The 20,014-nt window shown below is 57.7% G+C and carries 20 protein-coding genes and 3 pseudogenes; 5 read left to right on the top strand and 18 right to left on the bottom strand.

The genetic code is table 11. The annotated features are described in order from the left end of the window. Positions 1–235 precede the first annotated feature (235 nt). From AC57B1_RS32340 to AC57B1_RS32330, 3 genes are read right to left on the bottom strand one after another with little or no spacing between them, the layout of a single operon-like run. Positions 236–583: a YybH family protein gene (locus AC57B1_RS32340; protein ID WP_496419775.1), complete on the bottom strand. Its 348-nt coding sequence runs from the start codon at positions 581–583 to the stop codon at positions 236–238. A 4-nt stretch (positions 584–587) separates the two neighbouring features. Beyond that, positions 588–788 carry a VOC family protein gene (locus tag AC57B1_RS32335; protein ID WP_496419774.1) on the bottom strand — a complete coding sequence of 67 codons (201 nt, stop codon included), beginning with the start codon at positions 786–788 and terminating at the stop codon, positions 588–590. Positions 789–800: 12 nt separating this feature from the next. Then, the gene (locus AC57B1_RS32330; RefSeq protein ID WP_496419773.1) at positions 801–1,544 is read right to left on the bottom strand and encodes an SDR family NAD(P)-dependent oxidoreductase; all 744 of its coding nucleotides are present in this window, start codon (positions 1,542–1,544) and stop codon (positions 801–803) included. A gap of 135 nt (positions 1,545–1,679) precedes the next feature. On the opposite strand from AC57B1_RS32330, the gene AC57B1_RS32325 reads away from it, so the two are divergent. Both AC57B1_RS32325 and AC57B1_RS32320 read left to right on the top strand, forming a co-directional pair. Next, the gene (locus AC57B1_RS32325) at positions 1,680–2,576 is read left to right on the top strand and encodes an AraC family transcriptional regulator (protein ID WP_496419772.1); all 897 of its coding nucleotides are present in this window, start codon (positions 1,680–1,682) and stop codon (positions 2,574–2,576) included. 358 nt (positions 2,577–2,934) lie between these two features. Next, positions 2,935–3,732, top strand: a complete 798-nt coding sequence (locus AC57B1_RS32320) for an inositol monophosphatase family protein (RefSeq protein ID WP_496419771.1) — start codon at positions 2,935–2,937, stop codon at positions 3,730–3,732. Between the two features lie 485 nt (positions 3,733–4,217). Here the strand turns inward: AC57B1_RS32320 and AC57B1_RS32315 are convergent. The 4 genes and pseudogenes from AC57B1_RS32315 to AC57B1_RS32300 all read right to left on the bottom strand — a co-directional run. Beyond that, positions 4,218–4,526 (bottom strand): annotated as a pseudogene (locus AC57B1_RS32315) (short-chain dehydrogenase/reductase); the annotation flags it as partial. Positions 4,527–4,598: 72 nt separating this feature from the next. Continuing rightward, entirely contained in the window at positions 4,599–5,375 is a 777-nt protein-coding gene (locus AC57B1_RS32310; protein ID WP_496419792.1) for a carbon-nitrogen hydrolase family protein, read from the bottom strand. Positions 5,376–5,525: 150 nt separating this feature from the next. Further along, a pseudogene (locus tag AC57B1_RS32305) lies at positions 5,526–5,681 on the bottom strand (arginine deiminase-related protein); the annotation flags it as partial. Positions 5,682–5,728: 47 nt separating this feature from the next. Next, the gene (locus AC57B1_RS32300) at positions 5,729–6,586 is read right to left on the bottom strand and encodes an oxidoreductase (protein WP_496419770.1); all 858 of its coding nucleotides are present in this window, start codon (positions 6,584–6,586) and stop codon (positions 5,729–5,731) included. 130 nt (positions 6,587–6,716) lie between these two features. Between AC57B1_RS32300 and AC57B1_RS32295 the strand changes: the two genes are divergently transcribed. Further along, positions 6,717–7,697: a LysR family transcriptional regulator gene (locus tag AC57B1_RS32295; protein WP_496419769.1), complete on the top strand. Its 981-nt coding sequence runs from the start codon at positions 6,717–6,719 to the stop codon at positions 7,695–7,697. A gap of 321 nt (positions 7,698–8,018) precedes the next feature. On the opposite strand, the gene tnpC is transcribed toward AC57B1_RS32295, so the two are convergent. The 4 genes from tnpC to AC57B1_RS32275 form a co-directional block, all read right to left on the bottom strand. Continuing rightward, a complete protein-coding gene (gene tnpC, locus AC57B1_RS32290) occupies positions 8,019–9,599 on the bottom strand; it encodes an IS66 family transposase (RefSeq protein WP_496419768.1) in 1,581 nt (526 codons plus the stop codon). Between the two features lie 31 nt (positions 9,600–9,630). After that, entirely contained in the window at positions 9,631–9,984 is a 354-nt protein-coding gene (gene tnpB / locus AC57B1_RS32285; protein ID WP_045707058.1) for an IS66 family insertion sequence element accessory protein TnpB, read from the bottom strand. Then, positions 9,960–10,373, bottom strand: coding sequence for a transposase (locus tag AC57B1_RS32280; RefSeq protein ID WP_306303630.1), 414 nt, complete (start codon positions 10,371–10,373; stop codon positions 9,960–9,962). Before AC57B1_RS32280 ends, tnpB begins: the two co-directional genes overlap by 25 nt. A gap of 329 nt (positions 10,374–10,702) precedes the next feature. Beyond that, positions 10,703–10,921 (bottom strand): hypothetical protein, encoded by a 219-nt coding sequence (locus tag AC57B1_RS32275; protein WP_496419767.1) that lies wholly within the window; start codon positions 10,919–10,921, stop codon positions 10,703–10,705. Between the two features lie 112 nt (positions 10,922–11,033). Here AC57B1_RS32275 and AC57B1_RS32270 point away from each other — a divergent pair. Next, positions 11,034–11,474: pseudogene (locus AC57B1_RS32270) on the top strand (zinc-binding dehydrogenase); the annotation flags it as partial. A gap of 568 nt (positions 11,475–12,042) precedes the next feature. Here the strand turns inward: AC57B1_RS32270 and AC57B1_RS32265 are convergent. Both AC57B1_RS32265 and AC57B1_RS32260 read right to left on the bottom strand, forming a co-directional pair. Next, positions 12,043–12,918 carry a lipid A biosynthesis lauroyl acyltransferase gene (locus AC57B1_RS32265; protein ID WP_496419766.1) on the bottom strand — a complete coding sequence of 292 codons (876 nt, stop codon included), beginning with the start codon at positions 12,916–12,918 and terminating at the stop codon, positions 12,043–12,045. Between the two features lie 105 nt (positions 12,919–13,023). Further along, positions 13,024–13,512, bottom strand: a complete 489-nt coding sequence (locus AC57B1_RS32260) for a hypothetical protein (RefSeq protein ID WP_496419765.1) — start codon at positions 13,510–13,512, stop codon at positions 13,024–13,026. A 419-nt stretch (positions 13,513–13,931) separates the two neighbouring features. Here AC57B1_RS32260 and AC57B1_RS32255 point away from each other — a divergent pair, with 419 nt between their 5' ends. Beyond that, positions 13,932–14,111 carry a hypothetical protein gene (locus AC57B1_RS32255; protein WP_496419764.1) on the top strand — a complete coding sequence of 60 codons (180 nt, stop codon included), beginning with the start codon at positions 13,932–13,934 and terminating at the stop codon, positions 14,109–14,111. Between the two features lie 197 nt (positions 14,112–14,308). Here the strand turns inward: AC57B1_RS32255 and AC57B1_RS32250 are convergent, their stop codons facing one another. The 5 genes from AC57B1_RS32250 to AC57B1_RS32230 all read right to left on the bottom strand — a co-directional run bounded on the left by AC57B1_RS32250 (position 14,309) and on the right by AC57B1_RS32230 (position 19,699). Next, a complete protein-coding gene (locus AC57B1_RS32250; protein WP_496419763.1) occupies positions 14,309–14,677 on the bottom strand; it encodes a hypothetical protein in 369 nt (122 codons plus the stop codon). Between the two features lie 48 nt (positions 14,678–14,725). Next, on the bottom strand, positions 14,726–14,893 hold the full coding sequence (locus AC57B1_RS32245; RefSeq protein WP_496419762.1) for a hypothetical protein: 168 nt from the start codon (positions 14,891–14,893) through the stop codon (positions 14,726–14,728). Further along, positions 14,880–15,518 (bottom strand): response regulator, encoded by a 639-nt coding sequence (locus AC57B1_RS32240; protein WP_496419761.1) that lies wholly within the window; start codon positions 15,516–15,518, stop codon positions 14,880–14,882. The genes AC57B1_RS32245 and AC57B1_RS32240 overlap by 14 nt, the downstream gene beginning before the upstream one ends. A 709-nt stretch (positions 15,519–16,227) precedes the next feature. Then, positions 16,228–18,831, bottom strand: a complete 2,604-nt coding sequence (locus AC57B1_RS32235; RefSeq protein ID WP_496419760.1) for an NB-ARC domain-containing protein — start codon at positions 18,829–18,831, stop codon at positions 16,228–16,230. A 241-nt stretch (positions 18,832–19,072) separates the two neighbouring features. Further along, positions 19,073–19,699 carry a tyrosine-type recombinase/integrase gene (locus tag AC57B1_RS32230; RefSeq protein ID WP_496419759.1) on the bottom strand — a complete coding sequence of 209 codons (627 nt, stop codon included), beginning with the start codon at positions 19,697–19,699 and terminating at the stop codon, positions 19,073–19,075. Between the last annotated feature and the right edge of the window lie 315 nt (positions 19,700–20,014).

The following is a 20,014-nucleotide window of genomic DNA, read 5'->3' as shown; positions in this document are numbered from 1 at the left end:
CGGACTGATGTCTTGGCTGAGGGTGGTCATGGCTCGGCTCCTGTCGAGTAATGAGGCGGATTGCCTCATCAATCAACATAGGAAACAGAGCTGGTTTCCTACGAAAAACCACCACCTTCAACCGGAGCGCATACCGCGCGAGCGGTTTAGTCCCCTGACCCATTTCGGCCCGTCGGCACATCGTCCAACATGTGACCGCTTTCGACTGTGCAACGGTCGTTAGTCCACGCTTCGTTCATTCGAGATCCGCGTCAATGCGTTCGATCAATCCATAGCAGTTGACGGATATTTCAAGGAGGCCGATCTCGTGGCCGAAGTCCCCGGTAAAATCGACGCGAACGCGAACACGGCTGTTTCCGAGGCGCTCGACAGACAGCAAGCGGGTCACAGTGTGATAGCCGATAAAGTACTGCTCGATATAGCTCCGAATGCCGGCATGGCCGTCGAAACGATGGCCTGTGGACGGATCGTCAATCACCGCATCCGGGGTAAACAGGGGAAGCGCGCTTTCGACGTCGAACGCATTGGTTGCCGCGATCAGGGCGTCCGCGGCCATGCACAGCTTGTCTGTCTGCTCGCTCATCGCATCAACCTCCGTGCTGCCAGCTTTTGTAGACGAATTCCAGGGTGCAGCCATTCATGTCCCTGATCTGAGCGGCGTAGTAGCGCGGAACGACGTGAAGCTGCGGCCCGGGGGCATGGATCTCTGCCGCGCCGATCTCCAATGCCCCGTAGAAGGCCATCGGACGGTCGGTGTTGCTGGCAGTGAGGACGACGTGATCATTCATTGGTTTGCCCTCTCAAATGACGTAACCGCCGGCGACCTCGATGTTCTGGGCATTGATCCAGCCGCCATCCTCAGTCAGCAGCGAAGCAATCGCGCGTGCGACGTCTTCCGGTTCGCCTACGCGCCCGAGGGCGGTCTGCGAGCTAAGCAGCGCTTCGAACCCAGCGTTCAGACCTCCGCCGAGTTCCGTCCGAATGGGGCCAGGCGATACTGAGTTGACCCGGATGCCGCGTTCGCTGAACTCCTTGGCCATATAGCGCGTCAATACTTCCAGGCCGCCCTTGAAGGTCGCATAGGGCGCAACGCCCGCAGTGGCCACCCGCGTGGTCGCGCTGGTCAGGTTGACGATGCTCGCCCCATTGCGCAGCAACGGCAGCAACGTTTGGGTAAGGAAGAAAGGGCCTTTCAGATGCACATTCATCAGCCCGTTGAATTCGGACTCACTGACGGTTTCAATGGGGTTGTAAAGCCCGTAGCCGGCGTTGTTGACCAGACCAGCCAGGCTAGTCGCCCCCCAAGTGGATGCCAGCACCTGCTCCACCGCGTGATGGAAAGCTGGGAAGCTGCTGACGTCGGCGACGTCCAGCGGCAGGGCGACGGCCTTGCCGCCTGCATCTTCGATCTGGCGAACCACACCCTGCGCGGCATTCGGGTTGCGGTTGCAGGTGAGGATGGTCCCCAGTCCGCGCTGTGCGCATTCGAGGGCGGTACTGGCGCCGATGCCGCGACTGCCTCCCGTAATAACGATGATGTCCACGTGTGGCTCCATTGAAGTTCAACGGCGATACGATAGGTCTCTGCCGCTTTCGCGGCTCGCCTGATCCTGCCTCAATCCTGCCTATTTCTGCTTTTTTCGCTTGTCCCAAGGCAAGATTCGAAGTCCAATGGAGGTATGGAAGAACAATTGAGCGAACTCCGGAAGTTGGCCGCCCACGCGCAGAACCGTCGGACCGAGACGGGCATCCCACGCGTGGCGATGGTCCAGGGGGCCGTGCCGGAACATGAGCTGGCAGCTGTCTATGAACCCATGGTCAACCTGATCCTTCAAGGCGGCAAATCCATGACAGTCGGCAGTCAAACCCTGCACTACGATCCCGCCACATATTTCGTCATGTCCATCGATCTTCCTGCCGCCGGCATCGTGCGCAGCAGCGAATCGGGAGCCCCCTATCTGGCGGTGAGCCTGACCCTCGACCCGGCACTAATCGCCGGCTTGCTGTCGGAGCTGCCAAACGCTGCCGGGCCGGTTCGCGGAAACGCGGGGTTTTCGGTCGCCGCAGTGACAGCGGAGCTGCTGGATGCATGGGTCCGCATGCTACGTTTGATGAAGCATCCCGCCGATATTCCCGCGCTGGCACCGGCCTATGAACGCGAGATTCTCTACCGAGTGCTGCAAGGGCCGATGGGCTGGATGCTGCATGACATTGCCACGCCGGATACCGCACTGTCGCGAATGAATCGGATCATCCAGCGTATCCGCCGGGATTACGCGCACCCCCTGCGGATGCACGAACTCGCCGAAGACGCGGCGATGAGCGTGTCAGCGTTTCACCGCCACTTCAAAGCCGTGACCTCGCTCAGCCCACTGCAGTACCAGAAACAGATTCGCCTGCTTCAGGCGCGCACACGCCTCATCACGGCCGGCCAGAGTGTCACTACGGTGGCGCATGAAGTCGGCTACGAGAGTCCAACCCAGTTCAGTCGCGAATATGCTCGGGTGTTCGGATTACCGCCTGCGAAGGACGCTGCTCGAATCATTGCAGGCTTGAGGCCTGAACTTCGACGCTAGCCGCTTGTTGTTACCGTAACCAGCGGCACACTTCGAATACGGAGGATGCAATGGCTCTGGTCCGCAGAGAGCGGTCTGTTGACTGACGGTCCCCACTACATCAAGATTCCCTGGCGCGCACCGTCGCGGCGATCTGCTGCTCGACGGGTTGTTCGACCAGGGGGGCACGGCAACAGGTATGACCGCCATGCCGTCATCGAGCATCGCATAGCGCTCGCTGGCAAGCGCCTGTGCCACTTTCGGTGACGCTTATTGGTCACCAAGAGCGTGCAAACGATGCGAGCACCGACCCGGCAGATTCGATCCGCCATCGCTATACTTTTACCATCTCGTCTTCACAAAATTTGCAAACACAACTATGACCGACTATCAGGCTTGCGCCGATCTCGTTCGTACCATCACGCTAGAAATCGCGTCGACGCGACCGGCGAAAGCTCAGGACGCTACAATTCCTGAGCAGATCAGTCAGCTGTCCAGGATCAGCGCTTGTGCTAAGGAGCAGTTGCGCCGCATGTTGCAGGAGAAGTATCCGGACATCGGCTGGCACGACGAAGAGGAGCGGCCTGCTGGGCAGGCTGCTAGACCATACTGGCTGTACGACCCCATCGATGGTGCTTACCATTATCTGCAGGGGCTACCGTTGTGGTCGAGTTCGCTCGCACTTGTGACCGGCGATGAAACGTTGTTTTCTACGGTGTTCGATCCCGCACTAGACGAACTGTTCGTCGCAGTCGCCAGCGAGGGGGCAACGCTCAACGGCGGTCGCATTCAGGTCTCGCCAAAAGCGGAACTGCAGGCTGCCGTGGTCGGGACAGCCGTCGCACCGCGCCTGCAGATCGGCCCAGAAGCACAGGAAGAAGCTATACGGTTATTTGGATCGGTTGCTTGCGATGTGTTCGTGATGCGTCCAATGGCGGCGACCTCGTTACAACTCGCTTATGTCGCCGCGGGACGGCTGGACGCCTATCTTGAAACGGGTGATGACGCCGCCGACTGGATTGCGGGAGCATTGCTGATCCGCGAGGCGGGCGGGACCGTGACCGATCTGCGAAACGAACGGTTCGGTTGGTCAGGGGAAGGCGTGCTCGGAACCAACGCGAAATTGCATCGCGCTCTCATTGCGCCTATCGAACGCGCCTATGCGGCCGAACGTTAGACAGAGCGCCCAGATCCACGGGCGCAAGACGTTCGCGCTCACAACGCTCAATGTAGCTGACATGCAGTCTTTCTTACCCTCCACATGCATCGTCCGCTGACAATCACTTTCCGTAAGGGGCAATGGAGCGGCCACCCGAACGACTGCGTTCATGAAGTCCATACAGCGGGATTTGGCCGATTGGATGAGGTCGCCAACGGCCGCTTAGTGGCACTCCAGTTTGCAAAATCTGGAATGGGCTGACTGACCGGTCTGGAGAAAGTTGTCTGATCGGAGTGGGTCCGGAGTGCGCGTTGACGACCGGCCGCTTTCGGGAAGCGAAATACCAATGACCGCTTCGCGGCGATGAGTTCGAAGCGCGGAAGGACTCAGCCCGACCCGCAGCGGCCTTTGCGTCACCGAATACCACCCGACGGCTTCCCACAGCACAGCGGTCATTTGCGCTAACAGCGGCTCACCCGATGTAGAGCCGCTGCGCTCCGCGCCTAGGAAGCGAAGTCAGTGGATGCTGACAGTTCCTTCCACGCTTCCGTTTCTTGCGTCACATAAGCATTTTTCGCAGCGATGGCGGCCAGTGTGTCCGTGCCAAGCGGAAGGCGCAACGGTGGATTCGGCGCGTCGACCAGCTTGACCATCGCGGCCGCAAGCTTCGTCGGGTCGCCTGGCTGGTTGTGATTCATCTGTACGGCCTTGCGGCGAACTGTACCGGGGGTTTCGTCGTAGTCCTTGATCACGTCCGGCGCAACGGCCAGCGAAGACGCATCCAGAAAGTCCGTACGAAAATACCGCACTTCATGCATCAACGCCCCGTTGTGCACACAAACCATGGTTCCCCATCGAAACCCGCAATCATTTGACAGCTCGGCCTACAAATCACGAACATAGCAGGGGTACTCAGTTTTCTGTTGACGCGCGAGCGCGACGCTCACGTTTGCTATGCAGACTGGTGCCTCCTTGCTCGTCTCGCCTATCAACATACCGTCGGGCGCGAAGGCGAACCCCATTCCCCCAAACTGCTGACCGAGCGCACCCGCTCCATAGCGATTCGAGCTGATCAGATAAGCACCCGAAACTATCGCGGCCAATGAACCAGCGGCCTTCCACCGGTGCATTGACGTCCCGCTTGATCTGGGGCACACAATGAGATCGACCCCGCCCTTACCGTATTCTCGAGCGCGCTCGTTAAAAAACAATTCCGTGCATAGGAGCACGCCGATTTCGAGCCCCGCTAGTTCGATTGTCTCAAAACCGGATTGGCCACGGTCGAACCAAGTCTCCTCATAGAAGCCCGCTTCTTGCGGGAAGAATTTTTTGTGATGCAGGTAACGATATTGTCCGTCTTGTAAGCCGAAAGCCTCATTAACAAGCTTGCTACCGCGTATCACCGGCCGGGAGGACACAACTGCCTTTACTTCGAGCGCCTTCAAGGCATCGATTGCCTGCTCGTGTGCTTCCGCCCACGAATGCGCGGCGGAAGAGTCGAACTCGGACCTCTCAGGAAGCCAACTGCCGAACGGCATCTCGTTAGTGATTAACAGGTCCACGCCGGATGCCTCGACGTTTCTTCTAATGCGGTCCCATTCGGCCCCGCTGTGCGTTAGCCCCTCCGGCCATTGCACATAGCCTACCTTTACCTCGTCCATACATTCTCTCGCTGTTAAGTGATCGCACTTCGGTACCGTGGCTGAAGATGAATCCCTGCAAGTACGCGCCGCACTGATCCTCCCGCGAGCTCGACCGTTGGTACAGAGAGCGGTAGCACTTCGGTGAATCTCTCGAACTGCTTTATTTGCCGTCCGGACAATGCGGCGCCCGCGGGCAGACATCGCAAAAACTGGTCCGTCCCATCCTTGCAGTTCAAGAGCGTTGCCTGCGAAGTTCGCGATCTGCGATTGGTCCACTTCAATCACCACTTTTCCGCTCCGCTCAAGTCGATCCGCAACGGCCATTCAGGCGGGGAGCGGCTCAACCCACGCCGAGCTGCCGCTTTCGTCACTCAGCTAGCAAAGTCAGTCGATGCCGACAGATCCTTCCACGCTTCCGTTTCCTGCGTCACGTAAGCGTTTTTCACGGCGATGGCAGCCAGTGTGTCCGTGCCAAGCGGAAGGCGCAACGGTGGGTTCGACGCGTCGACCAGCGTGATCATCGCGGCCGCAAGCTTCGCCGGATCGCCAGGCTGGTTGTGATTCATTTCTACGGCCTTGCGGCGAACCGCACCTGAGGTTTCGTCATAGTCGTCGATCACGTCCGGCGCAACGATCAGCGACGACGCATCCAGAAAGTCCGTACGAAAATACCCCGGCTCGACAACTGTCGCGTAAACGCCAAGCGGAATCAACTCGGCACGCAACGCTTCCGTAATGCCCTCGACGGCAAACTTCGTCGACGAGTACACGCCAAAGCCCGCTGCGGCACGATAGCCGCCAATCGATGAAATATTGATCACGTGGCCCGAGCGGTTTGCGCGCATCGTCGGCAACACCGCACGGGTGACGTTCAGCAAGCCGAACACGTTCGTGTCGTACATCCTGCGCACGTCCTTGTCGGCAGATTCTTCCACCGCGCCCAGCAGGCCAAAGCCTGCGTTGTTGACCAGCACGTCAATGCGACCGAGCTTCTCAACTGCTGCCTGCACGGCCGCCTTTGCCTGGGCTTCGTTGGTCACGTCCAGCGCAACCGGCAGCAACGCGCCCGATTCGCCAAGACGCTCGGTGATGGCCGCGATATTGCGCCCGGCGGCCACGACTGCGTTGCCGTCTGCGAGTGCGGCTTCGGCAATCAGTGCGCCGATCCCGCGCGATGCGCCGGTGATGAACCAGACGCGCTTGAAACCACCTTGTTGGATGCCAGCCATGATGTTTCTCCTATGTGGGTGCTACATGTGTGATCGGGTGATGCCATCGTAGGCGTGGCGATTGACACAGACTAGCCGCCCAATATTGGAGTCATAATCAACTTTTATTTGCGAATTAGGGGCGGTAACAATGAATGGAATACGTGGGCTCACCGTGTTTGTCCGCGCAGCAACGCTGGGGAGCCTGCGCAGCGCGGCCGTCGATCAAGGCATCTCGCCGCAGGCCGCGAGCCATGCGGTGATGCAACTGGAGAAGGAGCTGGGCGTGCGGCTCTTCCATCGGACCACGCGCAAGCTGAGCCTGACGGAGGAGGGCCAACGCCTGCTCGACAGCGCGAAGCCGGCGCTCGCAACGCTGTCATCCGCGCTAGACGAGGCTCGGCGCTCGAAGGAGGAGGTGGGTGGCGTGCTGCGCGTGAGCGCGCCGCGTGCGCTTGGGTTGCCGGTCTTGTGGCCGTACTTTGAGGCATTCCAGAAGCTGTATCCGAACGTGCAGCTCGAAGCGCAATTCGACGACCAGTTCACCGATCTCGTGACCGACCGCGCCGACGTGGGGTTTCGCGGTGGGCCGCCGCCATCGGGCGGCTCGATCGCACGCCGGCTGGTGCCGATTCAGTTGATTGTGTGCGCATCGCCGGAATATATCGAGCGCAACGGTGCGCCGCGCACCATTGAAGACCTGGCGCAGCATCGCTGCACCGGATACCGGCGCGCAAACACGGGCAAGCTCGCACAGTGGCAGTTCCAGATGGGCGATGAGATCGTCTACCGCGAAGTGCCCGCCACCATCTGCGTGAACGACACGGCAATGGAAACGCAGGCGGTGCTATCAGGCCTCGGCATCGGGCAGTTGGGCAGCTTCAACGCGGCAACGCATATCAGGAGTGGCCGTCTCGTTCCGTTGCTGACGCGGCACGTCTCCGAGCACGGCATGATCCACATTTACTACGGGCATCGCACCGAGCAATCGCTGCGGGTGAAGACATTCATTGATTTCATGGTGGAGCGCATGGCGGGCAACCGAAACTTCTTCCTCGATCCGTCGGAGCTTCGCGCTAGGCAGCCGCAGCAGCACCGCGCAGCGAGAGGGCGTGGCCAGGAGCGACTTTGACGACGGGGGTGACGAACGCGCTCGTTGAAGGACGGGCTACTGCCGGACAATCCGAGGTTTGAGCGCTCAGGCCGAAGTCGGAACAGCAAGTCCCAAGTAGTGTCACCGTTTCCGGTGTACAGGTACTTTCCCTCCGCGACTCTTTTCGCCTCGCCCGCTTCCGAGTAGATGCGATAGTTGGGACCGAAGATGCGAAACCAGAAGCGTAGTCCCTTGTCAGGTGTCGCCTCAACAAATGCTTGGTCGACAACAAGTGCGCGATTGAACGTAAGCCGTCAAATAACGACGCCGGTCAGAGAGTGATGGAGAGGAGCGAGGAACTTAACGTGGTCCAGCGGGCATGTTCGAGGGCATCAGCGCGGCGTAATCATCGACGGTCTGAGCGAGAGGAAGGCGCTGGAACAGCCAGGTGAGGTATCGATATGGATCGATGCCACCGGCCTTGCAGGTTTGGACCAGAGAGTAGAGATTTGCGCTGGCATGTGCGCCAGCAACGGTATCGGCGAACAGGAAGCTTTTGCGTGCGACGACGAATGGCCTGATTTCATTTTCGCAGGGGTTGTTCGAAACAGGCCAGTTCCCGTTTTCGACGTAGCGGCTAAGCTTCGGCCATTGCCCATTTAGATACTGCAATGCTTTGCCGAGCATGCTGCCGGGAACGACGGTGGGTCGATGCTCGATCAGCATCTGCTTGATGATGGCAAGCACGCGTACGCTGTAGCGGCGTCGTAATCGCTGACGCCGATCGGCTGTCCACTTTGCGCTACGTGCCTCGGCAGCGAACAGCCGTCCGATCAGGTGGATGAAGCGCGTGGCCAACAGGTTTGGCGTGCGGGCCGCTTTCGGCACCGTTTCCTCAGCCTTGACGAGTGCGCGCCTCGCGTGAGCCCAACATCCAAGGGGGACGAGTTGATGGTCGCGTGCGATGCCGCTGTATAGCTCGTACCCGTCGGTCATCAATGCAGCGCCGGGTTTTATATCGGCATAAAGCTGCGCTGCATGTTTCGCTCCGCGTCCAGGCGTGTAGGTGAACAGCCGTATAGGTGGCCCTGAACCATTCATCTGAGCCCAGATATAGCTCTTGGTTTGTGGCCGTCGCCCAGGCTCCTTGAGCACCTGGAAGGTGGTTTCGTCGCCATAGATCAGGTCGGACTCAAGCAGTACATCGCGCATCAGATTGATCACCGGCTGGGCTGCCAGCCCTGCGCGCACGACGCTGACGGCGATCGTGTTCGACGAGATGTCGCCGCCGAAACGGCGTAGCAGTCCTGCCTGACGGTAGATCGGCATGCCAAACTGGTATTTGCCGGTGATGACCCACGCTAGCGCCGATTCGGTGAACAGTCCGCGCGGAATAATCCGTGGTGGCGCCGGCGTGACCTTGATGCCCAGATCGCAACACGGGCATGCGTATTTGATGCGCTGGTGCTGAACGACCCGAATCTGCTCCGGGATCACGTCGAGCTGCTCGCTGGTTTCGACGCCGATCTCAACGAGTGCGTGGCCATCGTTGGCGCAGAAGCGCTCCGACTCGGGAAGTTCATGCCGGACGATCTCGCGCGGCAGCGCTGGATCGAGCGGCTTGCGACCGCGCTTTTTACGCGCATGGGTGGCTACCGTCGTTGTCGGAATGTCCTCTTGCGCGGGCTGGCCGCCAGCGCTCGCCAACGCTTCTGCTTCGTTGAACAGGCCGAACTGGCTGGATTCGCGTGCCTCGCTCGATGCACCGAACAACTCACGGTTGTAGGCACGCAGCCGTTCCTCGGCCAGGTCCCGCTCAGCAGTCACGAGTCGCAGTGTGCTGCGTAGCTCATCACGTTCTTGCTGAGCGACATCGAGCTCAGCGCGCGCGGCGAGCAGCTCCTTGAGTTCCTCGGCGGTGATCGTGACGTTGATCGGCATGCCAGGTTAGACCTGTGCGCCGTCGTCCTGTTCAACTCACGCGCGCGTAATGTCGTTGCGGGTGTTTCCTGATGGCAGTAACGTCGATGCCTTGTAGCAACCAGTGAAGCTGCTCAACGCCAAGCATGGCAATCTCGGTGGCAGCGGGCCAGACAAAACGGTCGTTCGCTTCAAGACGCTTGAGTAACAGCCAGAAGCCGTTGCCGTCCCAGCAAAGAATCTTGATCCGGTCCCGCCGGCGGTTGGCGAATACGTAGAGAGCTCGGGCCATCGGGTTCAGGGACATCGCCTGCTCGACGAGAATCGACAGGCCGTTGATCCCCATGCGGAAGTCCACGGGCTCGCGGTGCAGATACACCTTCAGGCTTTCGTCGAACCGGAACACGGCATCCTCCCCAGCATCTGGATGATCGTCGTCAATTCGTCGACGCTTGCATCGCCGAAGTCGAACTCCACTCCATTCGGTAGCCGTACGTGTAACGCAAGCGCCATTGCCGACACCGGGGACGAACCTGGCCGATCCACCGGAGATACTGCTGATGGCGCACAAACGACCGGCACAAACGCTGGCGTTATGGCCGAAGTCATAGGACTCAGGGACGTCGGTGCGGAAACCTCGATGGGAACATCATCGATGACCATCGGGTCAGCGCCCCCTGACGTCAGCGAACTTTGCGTCTGCTGATAGCGTGTGATCCATCGACGCAACTGGTTCGGATTGACGTCGTGGTCCATGGCAGCTCGTGCGATTGACACGCCCGGCCTCAGGCACATCACGACCAGCTCCTGCACCGCATCTTCGTTAAATTCCCGTCGGCCATCGCGTTTGCGGCCGGCTACCAGTCTGCTTCGAAGGTCTTGTTTCTCTGTCATAGAGGTAGGTGTGCATGTGTCCACGCGGACACTTAGCATCTGCCCCTACGCCTCTCATTGGAAGGGCGTCGTTAATTGACGGCTTACGATTGAACGGCTCGCGCGCCGCAAAGATGTTATCGACTGTGGCGTACGCCTGCGGCTTGGCGCGCCATGCTGGCTGGTCTGCCTCTTCCGCGTGCGCTGGCGGTGAAGGGCGCTGGGGCTCACATCGCCAAACGGGCAAGGCATCACGGCGAAGCCACCTCCCCAGCACACATGCACGCCTGGACACCACGATTGTTGCTGCCGAACACGATCTTCGCCTTGGGCAGCATGCGCTTGACCCACTCGACGTCGGGCAGCGAGCCGAAGGCGCTGTCCATGCTGATCAGCCTGATGCCGTCTCCCTGCCCGCGCGACGGCGGGACCAGATCGACATGTCCATACAACGCGTAGTCAAGGTGCATTAATTTGCGCTGGATGACGTCCGGTTCGTCAAGGGGGGATGCGGAACGCCAAGTCCGCTTCGCTCCGCGCGAGGTTATAGAGGCGCGAATCCGTGAACAAGCTCCAGCGAGATACCTAGGCGCTACGCCAATCGACTATCAGGCGCAGTCCGTCGACCAATACGTCGAATCATTGACACAGGGCGCAGGCTTTGACCTGGTTGTAGACACCGTTGGCGGCCCAACGCTCGATGCTTCGTTTGCCGCCGTCAAGCATTTTGGTCATGTGGTCAGCGCGCTGGGTTGGGGTACGCATGCGCTCGCTCCGCTGTCGTTTCGCGAAGCGACATACTCAGGCGTGTTCACCCTTTATCCCCTTCTGACGGGTAAGCATCGTGCACACCACGGAGAGATGCTCCGCGAAGCCACACGGCTGACGGAAGCCGGCAAGCTCACGCCGAATCTCGATCCTCGCCGGTTCGATCTTGGGTCCGCGGAACCCGCCTATGACGCGATAACGGACGCCACCGCACGCGGAAAAATCGTGGTGGACATCGCGTTAGATGCACCTTGACGAAGGAGCCTTGCTCGCGGCCGATGCCCGACTGCATGAAGTTTCCGACGAGTGCAGGCGGCCTTCGATCTGTGCAGCACAAAAGGGCCGTTATCCGATTGAACTTGACGTTCGAGCGTCCATGTCAGCGCTCGATCGAATGGCTATAACTGGCCGCACCTTGCCCCACGTGTCGTGCGCGGCGATCGCGCCGGGTGCGCATCTCATACAAAAGGCATAACCCGACCGAAGCCGTGTGAAAACGCGAAAGTACTCGGTTTTCGGGTGTCGCTTTACCCTTCCCGAGTGGCTGCCAAGCCAATACAGCACGATCTGAAGGGTCGATTTTTCAGGGGGTTGCATTCAGCGCGCGTTTTCACACGCCCTCGACCCACTCCGGACGCTGGACCGGAAGCCACCTTCCTGGCAGCTTTCAGAGTGCAGCGGTCATTCATTCCTTCGAGTCGCCCGGCAGGTGATCGGACATTGCCTTTCCGGCCATCCGCAAACGTTATTGACTGCGGTAGTGCCGGCGCGGTTAGATCGTCCGCTTCGGCGGGTCCCTTGGCACAAGGACAAAATGACGTGCTCAGTAGACCCCTGCCGCTCCCGGTGGACGGTGCTTAAAGCGTCGATGTACCCAGTAATACTGTTCCGGACATTTCAAAATCTGCTCCTCAAGAAACGCATTCATGCGCCGCGCGTCAACCACGTCGCTTTCGGATGGGAAATCGTCGAACGGTTCGAAGACTGTCAACTTGTATCCTCGGTAATTCGGCAGCACCTCGGTCACGAACGGCACAACCCGCGCATGACCGAGCCGTGCAAGTCGCGAAACGGAAGTGAGTGTGCAGGCGGAAACGCCGAAGAATGAGACAAAAACAGAGTTATCAATGCCATGATCCATGTCCGCCGCAAGCATTACGGGCTTGCCTGAGCGCAACAGTCCCACGATCTTTCTGGCGCTCGTTGAGCGCTCAATCATCTCTGCGCCAAACCTGCCACGTTGTCGCCTGGCCAGATCGCACAAGCGTGTATTCGACATACGTGTATACAATGAGGCGGCGGGCAGGCGTGTCGAGAAAAGGATGCAGCCAACCTCGATGGCCACGAAATGAAAGCCCATAAAGATTGTAGGCGGAGCATCCTCGTCGTAAAGGTCAATTTTGCTTTCGATCTCGACGAGATCATTCAGCGACGTCGCGCTACCGAACCACTGAATGCCTCGCTCGAGATAGCTACGCACCACGTGGCGGAAGTGGTTCCTCGCGAGATTATCGTATTCGCGTTCGGTCTTCTCGGGGAAGCAGAGGCGCAGATTGACAAAGACTATGTGTTTGCGGCGACTTGGAAGCACATACAAGGCTGCCCCGATTGCGCTGCCGAGCCTCGCGACCAACCCGTAAGGAAGCAGAGACAATGCTCGTAGCAGCGCTACGATGAGAGCAAAGCCAAGTTGGTCCAAGAGTATCTCCTGATGCGATGCTTCAACGTCCCGCCCGAGAACGGCCGAACACTCGCCTTCTACCGACGTTCAGCAAGCTTGCATCTTGATGTGACGTCGGCAAAATCAAATGACATCTCGTTCGAAATTTCCAAAGGCGGCTAGTTCGAGGGGCTCCCACGTGAAGGCCTGTCCGACCGTGATGCGCTTTCCGTCTGATACGGACGACATGAACAAGCCGTACCCCTCGACTACACAGTCATCGGCAAGCTGCCTCATCGGATTTGCATACGGAAACTGATGCACGTCCCATGTCACGTGTTCTCGGCAAAAATCTGTTTTATGCAGCGCCGCCAGATGAGCGAGCAATAACTGATGAAAGCCAAACTCCGTATGCGCAAAAATGAGGCCACTCTTTTTATGATAAAGAAAGTTGCCGGCCAGCCCCGAACGCACGTCGTCCAATACATCCGCAAGCGGCTCCGCGTAAGCGAAGCGCGCGTGCCGCCAGAGATAGCGGTCTAGACCCTTTTCGATCGCAGGCTGTGGTTCTGCCGTAAAACCCGACAGGAGCAAATGCGTGAGCTTGGGAGCATCACCAATTTGGTATCGCATATGCCGCTCTTGTTGCGGTCAGCCTATTAGGAAATTGTCAGCATGCAGCGAATACTCTACATGAGATTCCACTACAAATCTTTTAGCAGCCGAACTTGCACGTTTGCCGAACGTCTGTTGCTGGGCGGCAACGCAAGATCGGGCAGCCTGACGAAGCAGCGCACTGACAAACTCGTGCGCCAAAGCAACTTTGTATCCCAACATGCCTGAGCCCACAATCACGCCAGCCGCCAGATCATCTGCTACCCATTCGCCCGTGATGCAGCAGTACCTCCTCCCCGCCAGATAAGCCTTTGCGCGACGGCTTACGCCATAGCCCACGCTCGTCGATTTCTCGTCAACCCCTCCCGGTCCAGGCCACTCCGAAGAGGAGCACAATCACCTTGCTGCACCGTCAATCACCCCCGTAAGGAGTAGCCATGAGCACCGAAGCTTTGAAGAAACTGTGGGCGGAGTTCGACGATCTCGCATCCAAGAGCGAAAGCGAGGACGTTCAATTTCTGATCAGGGCCATTAAGCTGCACGCGAAAGTAATGGACTCCCGCCTCGCCGCCATTGAGGCGACGGCAAACGTGTCCGCCAAGCATCCAACGAAGTAGCCTTAGACGGTCGGATTGAGCATCCGGCCGCTGGCGGGCGACTTCCCCGCTCTCCTCCCCCTGCTATCGGTCCGCTGAGCGCAATGCGGACCCCATGTCGATTGTCGCGGGGCGGACCCACAAGAGACAGTCATCGCACCACGAAGCCGCCGTTCGCGAGGGCTGTAAGCACCTTTACTTTTTGTCAAGCGCGAAGGCTACCGGAGTGAAATGAAGGCAGCATGCTTAGCCAATGCATACGACTCTTCGCTGAAGCCTGGATTTTCCGTTTTGAAAGCCACTAGTTCTTCCTCGAACGTTCGCTTGGCCTGAGGATATTTATAAAATGCCAAGCCTACGGCAGTCGCGTCCTTCCACATCTGTCTCACCAAAGCCAAGGCGTGCTCATAAGTGGGCTGGCTCAACCCGGGCAAAGCTTCCGACAAGTCAAGCTCCGGAGGGCGCTCCGATTGTGGTCCCCATCGCCGTGACCACTCGTTGTAATAGAAGAGCAGAAACACCGCATCTAATAACTGGGCGGCCCGAATTTTGCCAATGTAGTCTGCCCGTTCCTCGGCTCTGTCCATTCTTCCCCCCGATCAATTGTCTAGCAACGAGTAGCACGCAGCATGGACTTAGGACGGTCGATTGTCGGGCATGTGGAAATCGGTGTCGACTGACCGCTTGCGGCCTGGAATGGAAAAAGGGGTAGCCTGACGAAGCAGCGCACTCACCATCACGCCGGCCGCCGGGTCGTCCGCTGCCCATTCGCCGGTGATGCGCTTTCCGTCAGTCATCGCCAAGAAGCCCTGCATGTGACGCATAGCGCACCAGGGCTGCATCATTAGCCAGCCCCGTCTTTTCCAAGATTTTTGCCTTGTGCGTACTGACCGTCTTGGTACTGAGATGAAGGTATTCGGCGATCACTGTCACCGAATCCCCGGATGCAATTCGCAGAAATATATCGAACTCCCGGGGGGACAGGCGCTGGTGTGGCAATACAGCGTCCACTTCATCGAAACCTCTGGCGATCTGGTCCGCCATCGCGAGACTTACATAGATGCCTCCGGATGCAACCTTCCTGGCTGCGGCGATGAAGTCCACACCGGGCGCATTTTTTGTAAGGTACCCGGACGCTCCGGCTTTGAACGCTCGAACCGCGTACGCCTTCTCCGGATGCATCGTCACCACCAGAATTCGCAGGGAGGGGTTTGCGTCCTTGATCAGCGGGATCAGATCGAGCCCATGGATGCCCGGCATGGAGAGTCCAAGTGTAAGGAGGGCCGCATCGGTGGATCGCGCAAGAGCCAGAGTGCTTGCTCCATCGTACGCCTCACCGACAACTTCGAACTCACTAGTGCTGCAAAGAAGCGCGCGCAGCCCCTCGCGCATTACTCCGTGTGCGTCACAAATTGCCACCTTCGTCATGGAGAACTCTCATGGAACGAGGCGACATTGCCTTTTGTCATCATGGACCGCCGACAAGGTAGCAGAGGAGCTATTTTGTAACAACAATATCAACCAGCTCCGGCCAATTGCACTTCCTCTGCCGCCATTTAACATCGCAAATTTGGGTAGTCACGCCTACCCAATCGCGACGAACGGCCACCATCCTACGAGCCTACGGGGGAATACTCGCGCGGCCATATCCCGGCGTGATAAGCAAACCCGACCGGCTTCAGTTCGTCTTTCGCATTTGTACAGCCCATACCTCGGCATTGACGACAATTGGTAACCGGTAAACTCATATGGCCAAAGCAACTTTGCAGCGGAAGTATGCAAGCACCCGTCGACGCTCCAGACGCTGGATCATCTGCGTCCCATTCTCCCGTGATGCAGCAGTATCTCCTCCCCGCCAGATAAGCCTTTGCGCGACGGCTTACGCCATAGCCCACGCTTGTCCAATTTGCCGTCGGACCGTTCTCGACCCTGAGCGGCCGATCACGGCGCGTTGGCGAGCGGCTCTTGCGCATCCTTGAAGCAGCCGCTCGCGGGCAGCCGCCGCTTACTCTGTCTTGGGCGAATTTCCATTTTGCGTCACCCCCTCGCTCCGCACTATTGCATTTATCACTTGAAGAGTAACGCAAATCGTATCTGTGTCAGCTGTGGCCGTCTGCGTGCAGTTCGCTCCCCATCTCTAGTCTGATAAGCCAAGGCGGCCCGCGAGCTTTCGACAATGGTAATTTTCAGGATCCTTTTCTAGACCCGCCGCAGCATATTTTTGGGCTTCGCCTTCCAGTCCTTGGTGTATAGCGAGCCACGCCATTCGCGAAAAATCGTCTGCATCGGCTTCCTCTATCCGATTCTCCATGACCGTAGCAAGCCGCTGAGCGAGTGCTTGCTTTTCGTGAGTATCGAGCTCCAATCCACGATCTCTCAGAAATTGATTCAGGCGATTCGCCGTATTGGAAACGTCAAAAAATGGAACGTCGGAAAGTTGCGCGCGTTCCACAAACGCATGAACCTCTCCCAACGTATCCCCCAAACGATGGCATACGAAGGCTAACGTACGCCAGGCATCAGCGACTTGAACGCCATCTGGTTCGTTCTCTAAAAATCGGACCAATTCCGATTTTGCTTTTTGCAAACCGTCTTCCGAACCTAGCTCTAGATGCCAGCGAGCTAGTACAAGCCAACCCGCCGGGTAATTTCGGCAGATCATCTCGATAATAGGTTCATAATTTTCATAAGACTCGCCAGATTCACAGCGCTTCGCAATCGCAGCCACGAACCTTTCAACTCTTTTTGCGAGGCCAAGCTGTATGCCGTCCCGTCGACTCGGACCCAGCATTTGAAGAATTTCAGAATCCGACAAAATAGACGTCTTTTGTGGACTTATATTGAGCTTCTTCTTCCCGAATACGCTCGCAACGAGCGGAAGCGAAAGAAATTCTTGATTGTCCGCAGATGCGATGTGAGCTTCCGCCAAAGAATAATTAAGTAGCGCTTCAATCCCACTTTCAACTTGCTGCCGCTCTCCAGTCGAGCGTATTAAAACAGCCTCTAATGCAAGTCGGGGCACTAAGGAATTCCATGCCGATAATGTTAAAAAGGCACGCTGTGCGCAGGGATTAAGAGACGCATATGTTCTTTCAAAAAGCGCCGTCAGGATCTCATCGCTTCCCGCTACCAATCTTGGTATGTTCCCGGCTGCGCCTGTCTTCGCAACCTCGCCCAACAATATTTTGATTACATACGGATGGCCTTCGGATTGATCAATTAAATCTTCGACATACGAAGACGTCAGGTGGCGAGCGATTCCAAGTTGTGCAGAAACTTGATTAATTAGTTTAATTGATTCGTCGCGATTCATGCCCAGAACGTCAACAGGATAATCACCCTTGAAATCGCGAAGTCTGGTGGTTACCAGTGCTTTGTTGGGCAACCTGATATACGTGTCAATCCAAGTAAATACTTCTAGTGGATTCTGCGTTGTTTCAAAATTATCGAAAACAAACAGGCAAGGACCCGAATCGGATTTTTGCAGCTGCCCCTCAAGGAATTGACGCGCGTTGAAGCCCTTTGCAGCTCTAGCCTCGTCAGAGAGTACAAGCCTCGCGTAAAGCCGACTCATATCTTCAGGGCTAACGACGTTAGGTCGAACCGGTTTAGGTCCAGACATATGCAAATCGACGTCCCGGGCGCTTAGCCATACAACCGTCATATAACGAAGATCCCGGTATACGTCCTCCAAGACCCGAAGCGCCAGCGATGTTTTACCAATACCACCTCTGCCTCGGAGCGTAATAATTGGGCGCTTATCGTCGATCAACAGAGACAGAAGTTCGGCCTCGAGTTCAGTACGATCCACGTAATCGGCAAGCGAGTCAGGCGCATTGGAGAAGCAGTTTTCGCGTGGAACTAGCTCTCCACGCCCGTCGGTTTCGCTGGCGGGAAGAGTGCCTGGCGGGACCGAGTATGTTTGCGCGTCGCCGTATTTCTTGTTGTCGGTAAGATAAGAAAGTAATTCGTATTTTTTTCCAGAAAAGCTTCCGTTGGCAAAATAAAAATCCGTTAGATCTGGATCGCTTTCGGTTAGCGAGACAAGGCGAGGGCAATCCCAGTAGATGTATATCCCATTTTGCAATACATGCGTAGATTCGCGCTTCAAATATTCGAAAGCAGAAGGATCACCGGAGACGGAAGAAACCCTGTATTTCCCTGACAAATTTCGATGGAGGTAAACCCAAGAACGTTTGAACAGTGAAAAATTTTCGCAGAATATTTCCAAACTTTCTTTCAGATATTCGGCGGGCTGCCCCACGCTCGCAGCCTTTGTTGCACCGTGGGCCCGTGTCTTGTTTCGGAGCGTTGAGAGCAACCGAAACCAACGCTTCATGTCAGATTTGACAGGCAACTCTTCAGACTCGATACCTAACTCATCTAGCGCGCATTTCATTGCCAATACGCTTCTGTACTGCCAGTCGCCTTCCCGACACAGCTTGGTAAGTTCACTTTGCTCGGTATGGGCGCTTGTTACCAGATACTGCGAGGCAAGTCCTGTGAGTACATCCTCAATTGCGCGCCCCCAGTCACCCATTCCGTCGGCGCGGACGAGAGCGTGCTCAATTCGGTATCTGTTCCGCTCCTTGTCTTCTGCAATCGCGGCGACCATTCCGAGTGTCACCGTCTTCGCTAAGGCCTCAGCCGCCAAAAGCAAGTTGAAAAAATAAGTAAAGTCCGAGTCGTCTTTGGACAAGGCAACCCGTTGGAAAACTTGTTGGAGGGCTTTGTGAGTCATAAAGGTTGCGTTAGGCTCCGTCGCTGTTTTAAGTACATTTTCTGTGCCTAACATAGCCGTTCGCTGGAAGCACCGCAAGGTCCCAAGTTACAGTGGGACGACCAATTCAAATCGCATCGATCGCCTGGTTACCCCGCGCTGGCGCTTTGGCTGCTCAATCACCGTTAGAAGACGTCGATCAGCCGATCGGGAAAGGCCGTTCGTGGCCGGACAGCGTACGATCGCTGCCCGGCCGCGTTGGTCATAGGTCAGTTTGCTCCGCCATCTCGAGTGCGTCATCCACCTCGATGCCGAGGTATCGCACCGTGCTCTCGAGCTTACTGTGTCCGAGCAGCAACTGCACTGCCCTCAGGTTCTTCGTGCGACGGTAGATCAGCGACGCCTTCGTCCTGCGCATCGTATGCGTTCCGTAAGCAGCATCGTCCAGCCCGATCGCCCGAATCCAGCGATGGACCAGCCGGGCGTACTGCCGCGTCGATAGATGCGGCGACCCGTGGATCCGACTGGGGAACAGATAGTCGCTCGGCGAGAGTCCCGCTGCGCAGATCCACGCCTCCGTGCTCGCGCGAGTCTGCTCGGTGATCTCAAATTGAACTGGCCGCTGTGTCTTCTGCTGCATGACAGTCGCCCGGCTTGCCACTCGCGAACCCAGGCAGATGTCGGAGACTCGCAACTTCGTGAGGTCGCACGCTCGCAACTTGCTGTCGATGGCGAGGTTGAACATAGCGAGATCTCTCGTTTTAGACGCCAGCTGCAGGCGGATACGGATTGCCCAGATTTCCCTGAGCTTGAGTGGCGGCTTCTGACCTGTCAACTTTCCCTTGTTCCAAGGCGCACGCCGCGCGCTGCCGATAGCAATCGCTTCCATGACGGTTCTCCTTTCGACGGAAGGAAAATCAGTTTGCGCCGCGCACCACGGGAGCGAGGTACGACCCTGAGCGGACCGTCGAATCTGCACGTAGCGGCCATTCGTTCGCCCTGACGGCACGATCCTAGTCTTCAGAGCGGGCAACATTCCGATGCGCTCAGATGAATGGTTTATGGCTGACCAGGTCGTGGAAGTATTTCTGGCCTTCCTCAGCGGTACACCGTATCCGCCATCCGTTCGCTGGCGCTTAGCGCCGAGCTTTTGACCCTGAGACGCAAGGCGGGTGGCGCCTTCGACGGGGTTCGCATCGCGAGT

The organism is Paraburkholderia sp. BGA-UO-ETr-F21 (assembly GCF_059567925.1).
This window is presented reverse-complemented; position numbering and strand designations above follow the sequence as displayed.

Bases quoted from the DNA above. Each gene is read 5' to 3' on its own strand.
- AC57B1_RS32340 (WP_496419775.1), bottom strand. From the start codon at position 583: ATGAGCGAGCAGACAGACAAGCTGTGCATGGCCGCGGACGCCCTGATC.
- AC57B1_RS32335 (WP_496419774.1), bottom strand. From the start codon at position 788: ATGAATGATCACGTCGTCCTCACTGCCAGCAACACCGACCGTCCGATG.
- AC57B1_RS32325 (WP_496419772.1), top strand. From the start codon at position 1,680: ATGGAAGAACAATTGAGCGAACTCCGGAAGTTGGCCGCCCACGCGCAG.
- AC57B1_RS32320 (WP_496419771.1), top strand. From the start codon at position 2,935: ATGACCGACTATCAGGCTTGCGCCGATCTCGTTCGTACCATCACGCTA.
- AC57B1_RS32310 (WP_496419792.1), bottom strand. From the start codon at position 5,375: ATGGACGAGGTAAAGGTAGGCTATGTGCAATGGCCGGAGGGGCTAACG.
- AC57B1_RS32300 (WP_496419770.1), bottom strand. From the start codon at position 6,586: ATGGCTGGCATCCAACAAGGTGGTTTCAAGCGCGTCTGGTTCATCACC.
- AC57B1_RS32295 (WP_496419769.1), top strand. From the start codon at position 6,717: ATGAATGGAATACGTGGGCTCACCGTGTTTGTCCGCGCAGCAACGCTG.
- tnpC (WP_496419768.1), bottom strand. From the start codon at position 9,599: ATGCCGATCAACGTCACGATCACCGCCGAGGAACTCAAGGAGCTGCTC.
- AC57B1_RS32280 (WP_306303630.1), bottom strand. From the start codon at position 10,373: ATGTGCCTGAGGCCGGGCGTGTCAATCGCACGAGCTGCCATGGACCAC.
- AC57B1_RS32275 (WP_496419767.1), bottom strand. From the start codon at position 10,921: ATGCACCTTGACTACGCGTTGTATGGACATGTCGATCTGGTCCCGCCG.
- AC57B1_RS32260 (WP_496419765.1), bottom strand. From the start codon at position 13,512: ATGCGATACCAAATTGGTGATGCTCCCAAGCTCACGCATTTGCTCCTG.
- AC57B1_RS32255 (WP_496419764.1), top strand. From the start codon at position 13,932: ATGAGCACCGAAGCTTTGAAGAAACTGTGGGCGGAGTTCGACGATCTC.
- AC57B1_RS32250 (WP_496419763.1), bottom strand. From the start codon at position 14,677: ATGGACAGAGCCGAGGAACGGGCAGACTACATTGGCAAAATTCGGGCC.
- AC57B1_RS32240 (WP_496419761.1), bottom strand. From the start codon at position 15,518: ATGACGAAGGTGGCAATTTGTGACGCACACGGAGTAATGCGCGAGGGG.
- AC57B1_RS32235 (WP_496419760.1), bottom strand. From the start codon at position 18,831: ATGACTCACAAAGCCCTCCAACAAGTTTTCCAACGGGTTGCCTTGTCC.
- AC57B1_RS32230 (WP_496419759.1), bottom strand. From the start codon at position 19,699: ATGGAAGCGATTGCTATCGGCAGCGCGCGGCGTGCGCCTTGGAACAAG.